Origin of the sequence: Rhizobium sp. Root149, from assembly GCF_001427345.1 — a bacterium.
Taxonomy (GTDB): Bacteria; Pseudomonadota; Alphaproteobacteria; order Rhizobiales; family Rhizobiaceae; genus Neorhizobium; species Neorhizobium rhizoryzae.
Window position 1 is genome coordinate 532,746 of the sequence record NZ_LMGD01000020.1, and the last position, 15,058, is coordinate 547,803.

Annotated in this window: 16 protein-coding genes; 10 read left to right on the forward strand and 6 right to left on the reverse strand. The window is 57.1% G+C overall.

Annotation, left to right across the window (positions count from 1 at the left end; genetic code table 11):
* Nucleotides 1-6 precede the first annotated feature (6 nt).
* The 10 genes from ASD54_RS14740 to ASD54_RS14785 all read left to right on the forward strand — a co-directional run bounded on the left by ASD54_RS14740 (nucleotide 7) and on the right by ASD54_RS14785 (nucleotide 9,726).
* Nucleotides 7-2,310, forward strand: a complete 2,304-nt coding sequence (locus ASD54_RS14740) for a chemotaxis protein CheA (RefSeq protein ID WP_062555332.1) — start codon at nucleotides 7-9, stop codon at nucleotides 2,308-2,310.
* A gap of 4 nt (nucleotides 2,311-2,314) precedes the next feature.
* On the forward strand, nucleotides 2,315-2,782 hold the full coding sequence (locus tag ASD54_RS14745; RefSeq protein WP_062555333.1) for a chemotaxis protein CheW: 468 nt from the start codon (nucleotides 2,315-2,317) through the stop codon (nucleotides 2,780-2,782).
* Nucleotides 2,779-3,687 (forward strand): protein-glutamate O-methyltransferase CheR, encoded by a 909-nt coding sequence (cheR, locus tag ASD54_RS14750; protein ID WP_062555334.1) that lies wholly within the window; start codon nucleotides 2,779-2,781, stop codon nucleotides 3,685-3,687. Before ASD54_RS14745 ends, cheR begins: the two co-directional genes overlap by 4 nt.
* Nucleotides 3,684-4,724: a protein-glutamate O-methylesterase CheB gene (gene cheB / locus ASD54_RS14755; protein WP_062555335.1), complete on the forward strand. Its 1,041-nt coding sequence runs from the start codon at nucleotides 3,684-3,686 to the stop codon at nucleotides 4,722-4,724. Before cheR ends, cheB begins: the two co-directional genes overlap by 4 nt.
* Nucleotides 4,725-5,114: a response regulator gene (locus ASD54_RS14760; protein ID WP_062555336.1), complete on the forward strand. Its 390-nt coding sequence runs from the start codon at nucleotides 4,725-4,727 to the stop codon at nucleotides 5,112-5,114. It abuts the gene before it with no gap.
* Nucleotides 5,111-5,665, forward strand: coding sequence for a chemoreceptor glutamine deamidase CheD (gene cheD, locus ASD54_RS14765; protein ID WP_062555337.1), 555 nt, complete (start codon nucleotides 5,111-5,113; stop codon nucleotides 5,663-5,665). Before ASD54_RS14760 ends, cheD begins: the two co-directional genes overlap by 4 nt.
* Before the next feature lie 11 nt (nucleotides 5,666-5,676).
* Nucleotides 5,677-6,066, forward strand: a complete 390-nt coding sequence (locus tag ASD54_RS14770; RefSeq protein ID WP_062555338.1) for a hypothetical protein — start codon at nucleotides 5,677-5,679, stop codon at nucleotides 6,064-6,066.
* A 116-nt stretch (nucleotides 6,067-6,182) separates the two neighbouring features.
* Nucleotides 6,183-7,877 carry a flagellar basal-body MS-ring/collar protein FliF gene (gene fliF, locus ASD54_RS14775; RefSeq protein WP_062555339.1) on the forward strand — a complete coding sequence of 565 codons (1,695 nt, stop codon included), beginning with the start codon at nucleotides 6,183-6,185 and terminating at the stop codon, nucleotides 7,875-7,877.
* A gap of 396 nt (nucleotides 7,878-8,273) precedes the next feature.
* Complete coding sequence (locus ASD54_RS14780) at nucleotides 8,274-8,975, forward strand: LuxR C-terminal-related transcriptional regulator (protein WP_244484767.1); 702 nt, start codon at nucleotides 8,274-8,276, stop codon at nucleotides 8,973-8,975.
* A gap of 109 nt (nucleotides 8,976-9,084) precedes the next feature.
* The gene (locus tag ASD54_RS14785; protein ID WP_082547232.1) at nucleotides 9,085-9,726 is read left to right on the forward strand and encodes a helix-turn-helix transcriptional regulator; all 642 of its coding nucleotides are present in this window, start codon (nucleotides 9,085-9,087) and stop codon (nucleotides 9,724-9,726) included.
* Between the two features lie 122 nt (nucleotides 9,727-9,848).
* Here ASD54_RS14785 and ASD54_RS14790 read toward each other — a convergent pair whose 3' ends face one another.
* The 6 genes from ASD54_RS14790 to motA form a co-directional block, all read right to left on the reverse strand.
* Complete coding sequence (locus tag ASD54_RS14790; RefSeq protein ID WP_062555342.1) at nucleotides 9,849-10,286, reverse strand: hypothetical protein; 438 nt, start codon at nucleotides 10,284-10,286, stop codon at nucleotides 9,849-9,851.
* Nucleotides 10,287-10,291: 5 nt separating this feature from the next.
* The gene (gene flhB, locus ASD54_RS14795; protein ID WP_062555343.1) at nucleotides 10,292-11,368 is read right to left on the reverse strand and encodes a flagellar biosynthesis protein FlhB; all 1,077 of its coding nucleotides are present in this window, start codon (nucleotides 11,366-11,368) and stop codon (nucleotides 10,292-10,294) included.
* Nucleotides 11,369-11,472: 104 nt separating this feature from the next.
* Nucleotides 11,473-12,516: a flagellar motor switch protein FliG gene (gene fliG / locus ASD54_RS14800; RefSeq protein WP_062555344.1), complete on the reverse strand. Its 1,044-nt coding sequence runs from the start codon at nucleotides 12,514-12,516 to the stop codon at nucleotides 11,473-11,475.
* A 27-nt stretch (nucleotides 12,517-12,543) separates the two neighbouring features.
* The gene (fliN, locus tag ASD54_RS14805; RefSeq protein ID WP_062555345.1) at nucleotides 12,544-13,122 is read right to left on the reverse strand and encodes a flagellar motor switch protein FliN; all 579 of its coding nucleotides are present in this window, start codon (nucleotides 13,120-13,122) and stop codon (nucleotides 12,544-12,546) included.
* A 63-nt stretch (nucleotides 13,123-13,185) separates the two neighbouring features.
* On the reverse strand, nucleotides 13,186-14,133 hold the full coding sequence (locus tag ASD54_RS14810; protein ID WP_062555346.1) for a FliM/FliN family flagellar motor switch protein: 948 nt from the start codon (nucleotides 14,131-14,133) through the stop codon (nucleotides 13,186-13,188).
* Between the two features lie 5 nt (nucleotides 14,134-14,138).
* Nucleotides 14,139-15,017 carry a flagellar motor stator protein MotA gene (gene motA / locus ASD54_RS14815; protein WP_062555347.1) on the reverse strand — a complete coding sequence of 293 codons (879 nt, stop codon included), beginning with the start codon at nucleotides 15,015-15,017 and terminating at the stop codon, nucleotides 14,139-14,141.
* Nucleotides 15,018-15,058 lie beyond the last annotated feature (41 nt).

Consider the following 15,058-nt stretch of genomic DNA (forward strand, 5'->3'; position numbering starts at 1 on the left):
CCTGCGATGGATATGAACGAAATCAAAGAGATCTTCTTCCAGGAGTGCGAGGAGCAGCTCGCCGAACTGGAATCTGGTCTTCTCAAGCTGAATGATGGCGACCGAGACCCGGAAACGGTAAATGCCGTCTTCCGCGCGGTTCACTCGATCAAGGGTGGTGCAGGCGCGTTTGGCCTTGATGACCTGGTTTCGTTCGCACACGTGTTTGAAACGACGCTCGATTGCGTTCGCTCGAACAAGCTCGAACCTTCGCAGGATGTCCTGAAAGTCATGCTGAAGTCAGCTGACGTGCTGGCAGACCTTGTGACCGCCGCCCGCGATGGCGGCGGCGTGGACGAGGGACGAAGCAGGGGTCTTGTCAAGGAACTCGAAGCCCTGGCCCGCGGCGAACTGCCAAGCGGCGGCGCTTCGGAAGCACCCAAGCCACAGGCGAAACCGGCCCCGGCCCCGGCTGCAGTAGCAGTGGCCCCGGCCCCTGCGCCGACAGATGACAGCGGCTTCCAGCCGATCCCCTTCACGTTCGATGAATTCGGCGATGAAGAAGCGACAATCGAGCCGTCCTCCTTCGAAGTGGTCTTCAAGCCGCGGCGCGAGTTGTACAGCAAGGGCAACGAAGCAGCTCTGCTCCTGCGTGATCTCTCCCGCGTTGGCGAGATGAGCATCAATTGCGATATCGACAGTCTTCCCGCCTTCGAGAAGATGGATCCGGAAGCGGCCTACTTCAGCTGGACTATCAACGTAAAGACGACGAAATCCGAGCAGGATATCCGCTCCGTCTTCGAATTCGCGGAATGGGATTGCGATCTCGACGTCAAGCTTGCCGAAAGCACGGACGAAGAGTTGCCGATGATCCCGGTACCGTTCGATCTCGATTTTCTCAGCGATCACGGTGCCGATGACGAGCCGGCTGTCGAGCATCATTCTTCCGAGCAGGCCGCTGCTGTTGCGGCCGCCGAAACGGCAAGCAATGTCAGCAAGATGGCTGCCGCTGCGGCCCGCGTAGAGAAGAAAGAGAGCCAGTCGTCCGCTGCAGCTGCTGCTGCAGCCGCAGCAAGTGCCAATGCGGCGAACGCTGCGGCCGGTGCCGGTCAGACGATCCGCGTTGATCTTGATCGCGTCGATCGCCTCATCAACCTTGTGGGCGAGCTTGTCATCAATCAGGCCATGCTTTCCCAGAGCGTCATCGAAAACGATACGACCGGAACATCGTCCATCAATATGGGACTGGAAGAGCTTCAGCAGCTCACCCGCGAGATCCAGGACTCGGTGATGGCGATCCGCGCACAGCCTGTGAAGCCGGTCTTCCAGCGCATGTCCCGTATCGTCCGCGAAGTTGCCGACATGGTCGGAAAGTCGATCCGCCTCGTTACTGAAGGTGAAAACACCGAAGTCGACAAGACCGTTATCGACAAGCTGGCCGAGCCGCTGACGCACATGATCCGTAACGCGGTCGACCATGGTATCGAGACGCCCGAAAAGCGTGAGGCTGCTGGCAAGAATCCGGAAGGCACGGTCAAGCTGACTGCAAAGCACCGCTCTGGCCGAATCCTGATCGAACTCCAGGACGATGGCGCAGGCATCAACCGTGAACGTGTTCGCCAGAAGGCGATCGACAACGATCTCATTCCGGCAGATGCCAATCTGACCGACGAGGAAATCGACAACCTGATCTTCATGCCCGGCTTCTCGACCGCCGACAAGATCTCGGACATTTCCGGCCGAGGCGTTGGTATGGACGTCGTCAAGCGGTCCATTCAGGCTCTCGGTGGGCGCATTTCCATCAGCTCACGGCCAGGTCAGGGCTCCACCTTTACCATGAGCTTGCCGCTGACGCTCGCCGTTCTCGACGGCATGGTCGTCACGGTGGCCGGACAGACGCTCGTCGTTCCGTTGACGGCGATTGTCGAAACCCTTCAGCCGGAAGCCGCAGCGATCCATTCCTTCGGCGCGAACCAGCGATTGATCTCGATCCGCAACTCCTTCTGCCCGCTGGTGGATGTGGGCCGGATCCTGAATTTCCGCTCGATGCAGGCAAATCCTGTCGAGGGTGTGGCTCTGCTGGTCGAATCCGAAGGCGGCGGCCAGCGCGCACTGATGGTGGATGCAATCCAGGGTCAGCGCCAGGTCGTCATCAAGTCGCTCGAAGCAAACTACACGCATGTTCCGGGCATCGCCGCTGCCACCATTCTGGGTGACGGTCGCGTGGCGCTCATTCTCGATGTCGATGCAGTGGTGGCGGCTTCCCGCGGCCAGTCGCTGCGCGGCGATGGTGCCCTGAAGTCGGATATGTCTTTGGCAGCAACGGGTTAAGTATATGTCGTACGCCGTGAAAAATCTTGCTCAAGGTAGCCGGGAGCTGATCGCTTTCCGTATCGGCGATCAGGAATTTTGCGTCAATATCATGTCTGTACGGGAAATCCGCGGATGGACGAAAGCAACGTCCCTTCCTCATTCCCCGTCCTACGTCATGGGTGTCATCAACCTGCGTGGCGCTGTCCTGCCGATCGTCGATCTCTCGGCGCGGCTGGGCATGCGCAGGGCAGAGCCGACCCCCCGCCATGTCATCATTGTCGCCCAGGTGAAAAGCCGCGTGGTGGGCATGCTTGTCGAGGCGGTGTCGGACATCCTGACGGTAACGGATGAAAACATCCAACCCGTGCCTGAAGTCTCGTCCGATCTCGAAAAACAGTATGCCAGAGGCATCCTGGCGATCGACAAACGCATGATCTGTCTCATCGAACTCGATGCCCTTTTCCCCGATACTGAAAGCGAAGCTGCATGAGAGCCACTGGTCTCAGCGATAGCCGGCAATCGCCGGATGAAGTTCTGGCAAGCGGAGAATATCCGCTGACACGCCGGGACTTGTCCGAAATTGCGGCCATGATTTATGCGGATGCCGGGATCTTCCTGAACGACACGAAGGCGTCTCTCGTCTATTCGCGTCTGTCCAAGCATATCCGCAATCTGGGCCTGAGTGGCTTTCCGGAATATTGCGCCCTCGTCGCTTCGCCGGAAGGAGCGCCGGTTCGGCGTGAGATGTTGTCGCATCTCACAACGAACTTCACTCGGTTCTTCCGCGAAAACCATCATTTCGAACACCTTCGTGACGAAGTGCTGCCGGGCCTGATTGCCCGTGCCAAAAGCGGTGGCCGCGTCCGTATCTGGTCGGCGGCGTCTTCTGATGGCCAGGAACCGTATTCGATCGCGTTGACGGTCATGTCGCTCTTGCCGAACGCGGCCGATTACGATTTCCGAATTCTGGCAACCGATATAGACCCAAAGATTCTGGCTCTGGCCCGGGCCGGGGCCTATGACGAGAATTCGCTGGAAACGGTTACGCCTGCCATGCGCAAGCAGTATTTCCGTGAGGTCACGATTGATGGCCGGCGCAAATTCCAGATCGATGACAAGGTCAAGAAACTGATCACCTACAATGAATTGAACCTGATGGCCCAGTGGCCGTTCAAGGGGCAGTTCGACGTCATCTTCTGCCGCAACGTGGTGATCTATTTCGACGAACCCACCCAGATGAAAATCTGGTCCCGTTTTTCCGAACTCCTGCCGGTCGGCGGACATCTCTACATCGGACATTCCGAGCGTGTGACGGGAGATGCAAAAAATCTCTTCGATAACATTGGAATAACCACCTACCGCTACACTGGCAAAAGTGGGGGGAGGAAAGGATGAGCATGCCAGCAAGAGTTCTTGTCGTTGACGATAGTCCCACGATGCGCGGCCTCATCACGGCTGTGCTGAACAAGGATCCGGACGTAAGCGTCATCGGTCAGGCTGGTGATGCGCATGAAGCACGCGCTGCGATCAAGCAGTTGAATCCGGACGTCGTGACGCTGGATATCGAGATGCCCAACATGAATGGGCTGGAGTTTCTTGAAAAGATCATGCGTCTGCGCCCTATGCCTGTGATCATGGTTTCGACCATGACGCATCAGGGTGCGAATGCAACGCTGGCGGCGCTGGAAATCGGCGCCTTCGATTGTGTTTCCAAACCGGTACCTGGGGATGTTCGTCCGTTCGGCGATCTGGCTGAGAAAGTCAAGGCTGCGGCTCGATCCAATCGCGGACGGGTGCAGACCATGCATGCGCCTTCCGTGTCTCCGGCGGCAGAATACAGGGTCGGGCGCAAGATCGTCGCCATCGGTTCGTCGACCGGTGGGGTCGAAGCACTGATCACGGTCCTGCAAAAATTCCCTCAAAATTGCCCGCCGACGGTAATAACGCAGCATATGCCGCCGACGTTTACCAAAAGTTTTGCAGAACGGCTTAATCGTATCTGTGCCCCTGTTGTGCAGGAAGCAACCGACGGAGCCAGATTGGAGATCGGCAAGATCTATCTGGCGCCCGGTGGCGACCGGCATCTGCAGGTCGTCAATCCGTCAGCCCCGAGCTGTCGTCTTGTCGAGCGCGAACCGGTCAATGGCCACAGGCCATCGGTCGACGTTCTCTTCGATTCGGTCGCTGAACTGGCGGGACGCAATGCCGTTGGCGTCATCCTCACCGGAATGGGACGGGATGGGGCTTCCGGCCTGCTCAAGATGCGCAATGCTGGCGCACGCACGCTTGGGCAGAACGAGAGAACCTGTGTCGTTTACGGCATGCCTCGTGTTGCGAACGACATCGGTGCCGTCGAGCAGCAATTGCCGCTCGGCGCTATCGGTGAGGAAATCTTGAAATTAACTGCTGCCCGAAAAGAAGGTACCGAATAAATGTCTCTCGCTGAAAAAATCAAAGTTCTGATCGTCGATGATCAGGTAACGAGCCGTTTGCTTCTCAGCGACGCCCTGACACAGCTTGGCTTCAAGCAGATCACTGCGGCCGGCGATGGCGAGCAAGGCATGAAGATCATGGCCGAGCAGCCACACCATCTCGTCATCTCGGATTTCAACATGCCGAAGATGGATGGTCTGGGTCTGCTGCAGGCCGTGCGGACCAATCCTAACACCAAGAAGGCGGCATTCATTATTCTGACGGCGCAGGGCGACCGCGCGCTGGTGCAGAAAGCAGCCCAATTGGGTGCCAATAACGTACTCGCAAAGCCATTTACCATCGAAAAAATGAAAGCTGCCATCGAGGCAGTATTCGGAGCTCTTAAATGAACGAACTGGCCGCAGCCAAGCGGATGAATATCATCCAAGGCGAATTTAAAGTGACGGATGATCCCAACGCCGTAATTACGACGATCCTGGGTTCTTGCGTGGCTGCGTGCCTCAGGGACCCCGTGGCCGGAGTAGGGGGGATGAATCACTTTCTTCTTCCCGGAAACGGTCCGGGAGGCATGTCCGGGGGGGATATGTCTCGCTACGGCGTTCATTTGATGGAATTGTTGATCAACGGCATCCTGAAGCGCGGCGGGCGGCGTGACAGACTGGAAGCCAAGATCTTTGGTGGTGCCAAGACCATCGCGAGTTTCTCCAATGTCGGAGAGCAGAACGCGACCTTCGCCACACAATTCCTGCGGGATGAAGGCATAGCGATCGTGGGATCGTCTACAGGCGGTGAATTCGGGCGAAAGCTCGAATATTGGCCCGTCAGCGGTCGCGCTCGAACCTACCCTCTGACAGGCGCGGAAACACAGAAAACCGTGGCCCAGGAACAGCGCCCCGCGCGTCCTGCAAAGCCAGTGGAAAGTTCAATCGAATTCTTCTGATCGGAGAAGCAATGACCGATTTGCATGTTCAGCCATCGCTCTCCGAGGACGAAAAGCTCCCGGACGTTCTGATGCGCGTCGTGACCGAGTTGCACGACGTTGCCTACCTTATCGAACGTATCGAACCGCAACTGCTTGAGCTTGGCGGTGAGTCCGTCCTGCAATCTCCCGATAGCATGAAGGTGCTGCAGGGGATTGATCTGGCCGTTCAGAAAACGCGCGGGCTTGCCGAGTTCATCGACACTATCACAGCGGATATTCCCGACAACTGGACAGTCGACCTCACAACCGCTTTGAGTCTCGTCAAGCTGGCGGAAATGCACAAGGCGTTGAGCAGCGGCATGCGTCATGGTCATTCACAGCCTCTTTCCAAGGCGGCAGGAGATTTTGATTTCTTCTAATTTATAACTGTCTCCACCGTCTCGATGGGGCTTTGCGAAACGCTCGCACAAGCTTCGCCGCGTAGGTTGTGTGAGGGCAAAGGCCTACATGACCTATTAGACGGTGCGGGAACAGAATGAATCTGTTAGCTCAATTTAATCAAATAATGAAGAATTTCGGGTCGTTAGGCCAAACCAAACTGCTGACTTTGGCAGGGGTTGGCCTCGTATCCATGGCGATTGTCATCGCTGCCGCCCTCTATGTGAACAAACCGGCCTTCGAAACACTCTATGTGGGACTGGAACAGGCAGACCTGAACAAGGTCAGCGTTGCGCTGGCCGAAGCAGGTATCAACTTTGCAGTCGGCCAGGACGGTTCAAGCATACAGGTGCCGGTTGGTATGACCAGCCGTGCGCGTCTTCTGCTTGCCGAGCGTGGCCTGCCAAACAGCAGCAATGCCGGCTACGAACTGTTCGACAAGGTTGGCTCGCTCGGCCTGACCTCCTTCATGCAGGAAGTCACGCGAGTGAGGGCGCTGGAAGGCGAAATCGCTCGCTCGATCCAGCAGATCAGTGGCGTTGCAGCCGCACGCGTGCACATCGTCATGCCAGACGTCGGCAACTTCCGCCGCGCCGGTCAAAAGCCGACGGCCTCCGTCATGATCCGCGCCTCGACGGAAGCTGGTCGCAAGGCGGCTTCATCCATCCGCCATCTTGTCGCCTCTGCCGTTCCCGGGCTTGAGGTCGACGATGTGACAATTCTCGATTCGACTGGCCAGTTGCTGGCCTCCGGCGATGAAAGCGGCAATAGCAGCCTTTCGCGCTCTATGAATGCCGTTCAGTCGGTCCAGCAGGAACTCGAAAGCAATATCGACAAGGCACTCGCACCCTTCCTCGGCATGGACAATTTCCGTTCCAGTGCAACTGTGGTGCTGAACACCGATACCCAGCAGATCCAGGAAACCGTGTTCGATCCTGAATCGCGTGTCGAACGTTCGGTGAAGATCACGAAGGAAGCGCAAAAGTCTCAGCAGAAGCAATCCGACTCTGCGGCAACAGTCGAGCAGAATATCCCGCAAGCCGCGCCGCAGGCCGGCGGTGCTGGTGGTCCGGAATCGTCCGACCAGTCGGACAAGAAGGAAGAGCAGACCAACTACGAAATCAACTCGAAGACGACGGCAACGACAAGGAACGGCTATCGCCTCGAGAAGCTTTCCATCGCGGTCGTCGTCAATCGTGGCCGCATTGCGCAGATGGTTGGCGAACCGGTCGACCAGCAGAAGATTGATGCTTACCTGGAAAAGATGAAGCAGATCGTTTCGACGGCTGCGGGGCTTAGTGCGGATCGGGGCGACGTCGTAACAGTCACGGCAATGGATTTCCTCGAAAACCAGTTGCTTGACCAGTCTGCTGCAAGTGGTCCGGGCTTCGGCGAAATGCTGACGCGCAACATGGGCGGCATCATCAACTCCGCGGCTTTCGTCCTTGTCGCCTTCCTCGTCGTCTGGTTCGGCCTGCGCCCGGTCGTCCGCAGCGTCACCGGTACGGCCGTCAGCACGGAGACCGCTGGCGAGGCTGCCGGACTGGAACTGCCGGACTTCTCACCTGCCGGCGCCAACCCCGCCCTCGCAGAAGGCTTCGGAGCCGACTTCGGTTCGGACTTCGGGTTCGACAGCTCGAACGATCTTTTCGGTGCCGAGGACGATCCGAACGGCGGCTTCAACCGGCGCGTCAAGGAAGGCCCGGAGAAGCGCTTGGCCCGCATGGTGGAAATCAGCGAAGAGCGCGCTGCCAAGATCCTGCGCAAATGGGCTGTGGATCGCGCCGCCTGATCAGGCAAAGACAGATAAACCAGAACGCGAGAGGGTCGGCGAAATGCCGGCCCTTTTTGCTTTTGTGCCCTCAATTCAGACAGGCGCTGATCCTGCAAGCCTCGGCGTAAGACATTGGTTCAGCGCCGTGTTCCATACTTCAGGCGTCACAATATAATTTTGTCAGACGGCCCGGCTTGTGTGTATAAGGGAAAGGGAATTCGAAAACGTGCTCAAGGTTATGGCAATTCTACGATCCCCGCCTACAATGTAGATGATTCGACGTGCCGATGCGGGAACGGAAGAGGAGTTCGCCCTGACCGACGACTGATCGACCACTGTTGACCGGAGAGATGATCTCGCCGGAAGGAGAAAGGCGGAATGGAGTTGCGAGCCCCGGAACAGTTTGCGGGTAACATGGTGCAGCCCGAAGTGCTGGCCTCCACAACCTTTAGCCGTGAACAATTTCTCGCTAAGCTGTCAGCCAGCGGGTCATCCGGTCAGATTCAGAGCGCCATGGCGCAACTGACGGACTATGTCGGTGCCTCTCACTACCTCCTGGCGCGCTACGACCTTATTCAGGAAAATGGGCTTGATTTCATCGTCGCGTCAAATTGGCCGTTCGATCTGGTGCGCCGCATGGGCAGCGATCTTGCGCGCAGCTATGGGCGTTCCACCGAAATCGAAAAATGCCTGAGCCTGCTGACACCGCAATTCGCTCTTCTTCCGGATGATTTGAGCCTGCCGAAACATGTCAGTCAGCAATACTGTTCGTTGACTTTTTGCGTCGGGCGAACCCGCTTCTCGGTCATGCTCCTGTTTTCGGAAGGACTAATCCTGTCGCAGGATCGTCTGCGCGAGGTGGGGCTGCTGGCGGCCTATGTCCTGAGCCTTGGCGACACGCGAGAACTGCGGACCGAGCGAGACTTCGAATTGACCGACCGGGAACTTGAATGTCTTTTCTGGATCGCCGAGGGCAAGACCAGCGACGAGATTGCCGTAATTCTCGGCATCTCCCGCAATACGATCAATAACTATATCACGAGCGTGATGCGCAAGACGGCAACCAAGACCAGGTCGGAGGCGATCGCCTACGCTGTTCGCAATAATCTGGTTTAGGCAGTATCGATAACTCATGTGAGTTGTCTGCGGAACAAAAACGGGAGTTCTCTTGACAATCGGTCAGCGCGTTTCGAGCCGCTCGGATATCTTCCCAAAGCTCATCAACATGCAGCGGGCGCTGAATGCGCGGAACTTTGCCGTGTTTCGCGTTTCAGGATCCGGCTTGCCCAACAAGCGCAAGCTGGTTTGCGAAATGGAGAACTGGGGCGTTTCTGCCGCCGAGCATTGCGGCGCCTTCCTGCAGGCCTATGGCGACCGGCTGCTGAACCACATCGAGCTGTCACTTCTCCCGATGATCTGGAAGTCCAGGGGTCACACCGAGACCAGGCTGTCGATCAAGGGTTCGGGCATGACTGTCCTGCTGGATGGTCAGCAGCTTTCCTTCGAAGGGATCGCCTTCCCGGTTCGGCTGGGCGCCTTAGGCAATGGTTATGTCGCCTTTGCCGGGTCTGCAATGGACCTCTCGAACGACCTTGTCATTGACCAGCACGTGCGCAGTTGCCACGTCATGATGGACCTGCTCGCTATGGACGAGCGGCGGTCCATCCCTGCCGAGTCACTGAGCGAAAGAGAAGTGGCCTGTCTTCAGCTTGCAGGCGATGGGCAGATCAGCGAAGAGATCGCCGAACGGCTTGGTCTCTCCGTTCATACGGTCAATGCCTATCTCGGTTCCGCCACCATTAAGCTCGATGCCGTGAACCGGATACAGGCTATCGCCAAGGCCATACGCCTTGGCTTCATTCACTAAAGCATGGCGCGCAAAAGTGTGCAGCGGTTTTGCGACAACGACATGCGATAAAACAAAGAGATAAGCGTCAGGAGCGAATCTGAAAGATCGCGACACGCTTTAAATGGCTACGAAGATTGAGTTCAGCCGGCCAGCGCGGTTGGCGTTCTGATGAACCGCGCCGCATGCAGGCTGCGCGAAAGGAAGCGCGTATTTTCCTCCGGGTCGTCAGAGGGGTTCTGGAAGGAAATATGGTCGATCTCTATGCCGGCGGTCTTGTCCGTCAGCATCAGTCTTGCATAGACGGAAAGGCCCTGCGGCTTGATCTCAAGATCCAGGATGACTTCCGGTCGACCGTCCCATTCCAGCTTGTAGTCGCCACCGGAACCGAAACTTACAGTGCCTGGATGGAAATACAGTTCTGCAGCCGAGGAAACCAGGTCGGCAATGCTGCCATAGCATTCGAGGCGCAGCAGCGAAATCAGGTCGGCCGCATCCAGCATTCTTAATTCTGTTGCAACTGGGCTGATCGCCTGAGCCAGGATTTTTTCACGTTCAAGCGAATAGTTGCATTTTTTCATGGCGTTCAGCGTATCCGTTTTTGAGGCGATCGCGAGGCGTAGACTCGATGAATCAGTTCGGCCACTGCCTTGTAAAAGGCTGGTGGAATGACACTATCCACCGAGACTTGCGCAAACATGGAGCGAGCGAGCGGCGGATCCTCAAAAACAGGAATGTTATTCTGCTCTGCGATTTCGCGAATTTTCAATGCGATCAGGTCACTGCCCTTGGCAACAACCACCGGCGCATCGCTTTCTTCGCGCACATAGCGCAGGGCCACGGCATAGTGGGTCGGGTTTGCAATCACGAGGGTTGCGCGCGGGACATTGTTGATCATGCGCTGGCGGGCGCGGCTGCGCATGACGGCACGCTGGCGTCCCTTGACCATCGGGTCACCCTGCGACTGCTTGTGCTCGTCCTTGATTTCCTGCTGCGACATCTTCAGTTCGCTGTACCAGTGATGCCGCGTCCAGAAAAAGTCAGCTGCCGCAAGCACACCGGTCGACAGCAGAATCACCACCATCATTTTCGTTGCGGCCACATAGAGCATGTCCGGCACCACTTTCGGGTCGGCGAACATGGCATCCAGCGAATGCATGAAGTCACCACGCATCGCAAAGAACATGCAGATGCTGACGACAACGATCTTGAAGAGCGATTTCCCGAATTCCACCAGGCCAGGTACGCTGAAGATACGCTCCAGCCCTTTCATGGGAGACACGCGGGAAATCTGCGGACGTACGCGTTCGAGAACGGCGGAGGGCAGGTTCTGTGCAAAAGAGGAAGCCAGACCGAACAGGCTGAACATCAGCATGGCAGGCAGCAGGAAAGAAGCCGTTGCCCAGCCGATATGCACACCGATCGACACGATATCCGAGGCGTTTTCCAACTGCCACTGATCCGGCTGTGCGATGATGTCCTTGAGCGTTTCCCCGAGGTCGAGTGTCCGGCCCGGCAGGAAGAAGATGAGGTAACAATAAAACGCAAGAGATGACGCGAAGAGCGTCACCTCTTTCGAAAACGGAACGTTACCTTTTTCAGCCGCGTCACGAAGTTTTTTCTCGGTCGGGCTTTCTGTTTTACTTTCTTTATCCTCAGACAAGGCTTCATCCCTGTGTCAGAGCGCCAGGTGCTTGACGCTCTTTCAACCGAAGATCGTCATGATCTCCGGAAAGCGACGGAATGAACCTTTCGAGTTCACTCCGCTTATGCGGCCGCCGGAGCCTCGCCAGCTGGCGCGGCCTCCTTGAGCTGTATCTGGCCCGCATTGGCCAGACGAATGGCTTCCTGCGCTACGGCGCGCCGTGCGATAGCCACTTCGCGCGGATTGATGGCCGCGTTGGAGCCGAGATCGGACTCGATCATGCGACGCTGGCGCGGGCTGATGGCAGACAGAACGGCTTCCTTGATTTCCGCCGAGGCCCCACGCAGGGCCATCGTCAGGATATCGCCGGCAATGTCGTTCAGCAGCATCACGCGGCTGCGCTGCGGCATGGCCAGAAGATCGTCGAACAGGAAGATCTTCGGACGTACCTTGTTGACCGATTCTTTGCTGATTGTCTCCAGCGACGTGAGCAAATTGTCGACCTGTGGCTTTTCCAACTCGTTCATGAGTTCCGCAACCTTGTTGGAACCGTTCGAGTTGCGCTCGGCTTCGATCAACTGGATCAGTTCGATGACGCGGTTCTCGATGATCTGCGCCGCCTTCGGGCTCACATCCTTCATGTTGACCGTACGGTTCATGATGTCGGCCCGCTGGGCGTCGGGAAGCTGCATCAGGAGCTTCGCACCGAAGGACGAGGGCAGCATGGAGAGGATGTAGGCGATGGTCTGAGGATGTTCCTTCAGCATGAAGCGACCGACAAAAGCCGGGTCGGCATCCTGCAGGCGGTCCCAGATCGACGTCTCGTAAGCCTGGAATGCGGTACGGCGACCCAGCAGCCCATCCACTTCTTCCGGTGTCAGGCCCTCTTCGAGGATGCTTTCGATGGCGCGTGCGTTGTCCATGAGACCCGCACCTTCGGTGAACAGGTCCTCAAATTCATTGACCAGCTGCAGAAGTTCATCCGGCGGGATTTCGCGCAGTGTCTGCGCAGCTGCAATGATTGTTTGCAGCTCGCTCTGGGTAAAAAACTTCAACAGCTTGCCAGCAACCCCCTTGCCCATCGCAAGAAGGACGGCGGCGGCCTTTTCAGCTTGGGATAACGGTTTCTTGGAGACTGGGCCTCCGAAATCGTCAAAGTCCATCATGGTCTTCCCTCACTGTCCCTCATGGGATCAGACTTTGTTTGTACTCAACACTTCCGTTAGCTTGACGCCGAACCGTGTGTCGTCATTTTCGAGCACCGTGATCTCACCCTTGGCAATCCTGCGGCCATTGACGGTGATTTCGACCGGTTCTCCGATCTTCTTGTCCAGCGCGATAATGGCGCCTTCCTCAAGACCCATAAGCCCCGAAACTTGCATCTTGCTTGTGCCCAGGACGATTTCGACCGTAATCGGAATATCCATGATCAGGTCGAGGTTCGAATTGAGCGCGCTCCCTGGCTCCGGCATGGATGATGACGCCGACGAACCGAAGGACGCACCTCCACCGAAGTCACCTCCGAGCGAGGCACCACCGAAATCAGAACCGCCGCCGAAATCGGAGCCACCAAAGGCAGTATCCGATCCAAGATCGGCACCGAACGGAGATTCGGAGGCCGATGCAGACATGCCGAAATCGTCACCGAGGCTGCCGGTTTCGTCAGCTTTCAGCACGCCGCGCAGATCGTCGATCGCCTGATCCAGTTCCTTTTCGTCGCTGGAAGGGGCGAACATATCGTCCGGATTGAAAGGTGTCTTATTCGTAGCCATGAATTGATTATTCCTGTTGAAACTTGCGTCAGGCTGCCCATGCTAAATTACGAACCTGGCGGGTCACTTCATGAGATGTCTCAGCAGTTCGTCTTCGGTGCTGATGTTGTCCTTGACGCGTACCGTGTAGCGATCGCCTGAGCGACCGAATTCGCACGCATAGAGATCTTTCCCGTTGGCGCTGACATCGACCCGGACATCTCCCTTGTCCTCGAAGGCGATGACATCGCCTGCCATCAGCTTCGAAATGGTCTTCAGCGTCAGCGATTGCAGACGAATGCGCGCCTGCAGAGTGATTTGCGAGCGGCGCACCTGTTCGGCAATGCGATCTGCCCATTCCTGCTTCTGTTTCGAAAGCTGTGCCCGGGATTTCGGTGTCACGACCTTTGTCTTCAGGAGCGCCGTCTGCGGTATGACCAGGGCGATTTCTGACGAAACATTGCCGATCTCGACGGCCATGCGGATAGTAGCGCCGAATTCAGGCTTCTCATCCTTGTCCGCTTCCGGTCTGGCGGCCGCGTTATAGGGGCGCTCCAGCATCGCTTCGAAACCACCGGCTGCATTGACGCCCGAACGCAGAACATTCGCAATGCGCTCGAACACCATGGAGGCCAGATCGATTTCAATGTCCGAAAGGGGACGAGGATCCGGTTGAACGATGATGGCCGGATCTGCGCCCAGCATACGCTCCATCAATGCGATGACGAAGCTGTTGCCACAGGCGAGAACGAAGTTCGGGCACCAGTTGCGCAAGGATCCGTCAGCCAGGCACACGACATCGCCCAGCTGTGCGATAAGGTCCTGCATCAGGCCCGACTGGAAGCCGATATAGGAAACGTCGATGTGGATATTCGTCTCGCTGTGAAAGACATCCGGCAGAAATTCCGAATAGAGCTGGCCGAAATCGGCGGCAAGCTTTTCCACGGTCTTGTAGTCGCCCAATCCGCCGGTGAGCTTTGCAAGAAGCGCGAGATCCATACCGGAAGCCATGTCGTCGGTGCTCTTGGTCATCTGGGTCAGGCCGCCTTGCTTTCGCCACCGCCACCCGGATTCATCATTTCCTGCTCGACGGCGTCAATCGACGGACGCTCATAGCCGGAGATCGTCTTGCGACCATACTCAAGCGCGACCTGCGGAACCGAGCCGTTCATGTAGGCAATCAGGGTCTGCTTCACGACGATGTAGAGGCGATGCTGCTTGGAACGCACGATCTTGATCTGGTTGCAGAGCGGCGCGACCATGCAATAGGACAGGAAGATGCCAAGCATGGTGCCGACGAGCGCCGCACCGATCAGGCCGCCGAGAACCTCCGGCGATTCGTTGATCTTGCCCATGGCCTTGATAACCCCGAGAACGGCGGCGACGATACCGATCGCCGGAAATGCGTCACCCATGGTCGTCAGCGAATTGTAAGGCTTCATCTTGTCGTGCAGGATGGTTTCGATTTCCTCGTCCATCAGCGCTTCGATTTCATGGCTTCGGGCATTGCCGATGATGATGAGGCGAACATAGTCACAGATGAAGGAAGTCAGTTCCTTGTTCTTCAGGACCGTCGGAGCGGTCTGGAAGATCGAGGATTCCTCCGGATTGTCGATGTGCGCTTCGATCTCGTTACGTGACTTGGTGCGAAGGTCGCGCATGAGAGAATAGAGAACACCCAGAACATCGAGGTAGTTGCGCTCCTTCGGAACCGCATACTTGAAAGCCTCTCCGATCGCCTTGCCCGAATCCTTCACAACCTTCATCGGGTTGGCCATGATGAAACTGCCGACACCGGCACCGCCGATGATGACGAGCTCGAAGGGCTGGACAAGCACGTCCAGATGGCCGCCCATGGCCATGTAGCCGCCGAGAACGCAGCCCAATGTGACTATAAATCCGATTATGATTGTCATCGTACACCTGCACCATGTTCGTATCAGGTTCCTGAATTACT

What these genes read in the sequence shown, in the direction of transcription:
- fliG (WP_062555344.1), bottom strand. Translation starts at nt 12,516, where the DNA reads ATGATGGACTTTGACGATTTCGGAGGCCCAGTCTCCAAGAAACCGTTA.
- fliF (WP_062555339.1), top strand. Translation starts at nt 6,183, where the DNA reads ATGAATCTGTTAGCTCAATTTAATCAAATAATGAAGAATTTCGGGTCG.
- ASD54_RS14785 (WP_082547232.1), top strand. Translation starts at nt 9,085, where the DNA reads ATGCAGCGGGCGCTGAATGCGCGGAACTTTGCCGTGTTTCGCGTTTCA.
- fliN (WP_062555345.1), bottom strand. Translation starts at nt 13,122, where the DNA reads ATGGCTACGAATAAGACACCTTTCAATCCGGACGATATGTTCGCCCCT.
- ASD54_RS14790 (WP_062555342.1), bottom strand. Translation starts at nt 10,286, where the DNA reads ATGAAAAAATGCAACTATTCGCTTGAACGTGAAAAAATCCTGGCTCAG.
- cheD (WP_062555337.1), top strand. Translation starts at nt 5,111, where the DNA reads ATGAACGAACTGGCCGCAGCCAAGCGGATGAATATCATCCAAGGCGAA.
- ASD54_RS14810 (WP_062555346.1), bottom strand. Translation starts at nt 14,133, where the DNA reads ATGACCAAGAGCACCGACGACATGGCTTCCGGTATGGATCTCGCGCTT.
- ASD54_RS14745 (WP_062555333.1), top strand. Translation starts at nt 2,315, where the DNA reads ATGTCGTACGCCGTGAAAAATCTTGCTCAAGGTAGCCGGGAGCTGATC.
- cheB (WP_062555335.1), top strand. Translation starts at nt 3,684, where the DNA reads ATGAGCATGCCAGCAAGAGTTCTTGTCGTTGACGATAGTCCCACGATG.
- motA (WP_062555347.1), bottom strand. Translation starts at nt 15,017, where the DNA reads ATGACAATCATAATCGGATTTATAGTCACATTGGGCTGCGTTCTCGGC.
- cheR (WP_062555334.1), top strand. Translation starts at nt 2,779, where the DNA reads ATGAGAGCCACTGGTCTCAGCGATAGCCGGCAATCGCCGGATGAAGTT.
- ASD54_RS14770 (WP_062555338.1), top strand. Translation starts at nt 5,677, where the DNA reads ATGACCGATTTGCATGTTCAGCCATCGCTCTCCGAGGACGAAAAGCTC.
- ASD54_RS14760 (WP_062555336.1), top strand. Translation starts at nt 4,725, where the DNA reads ATGTCTCTCGCTGAAAAAATCAAAGTTCTGATCGTCGATGATCAGGTA.
- ASD54_RS14740 (WP_062555332.1), top strand. Translation starts at nt 7, where the DNA reads ATGGATATGAACGAAATCAAAGAGATCTTCTTCCAGGAGTGCGAGGAG.
- ASD54_RS14780 (WP_244484767.1), top strand. Translation starts at nt 8,274, where the DNA reads ATGGTGCAGCCCGAAGTGCTGGCCTCCACAACCTTTAGCCGTGAACAA.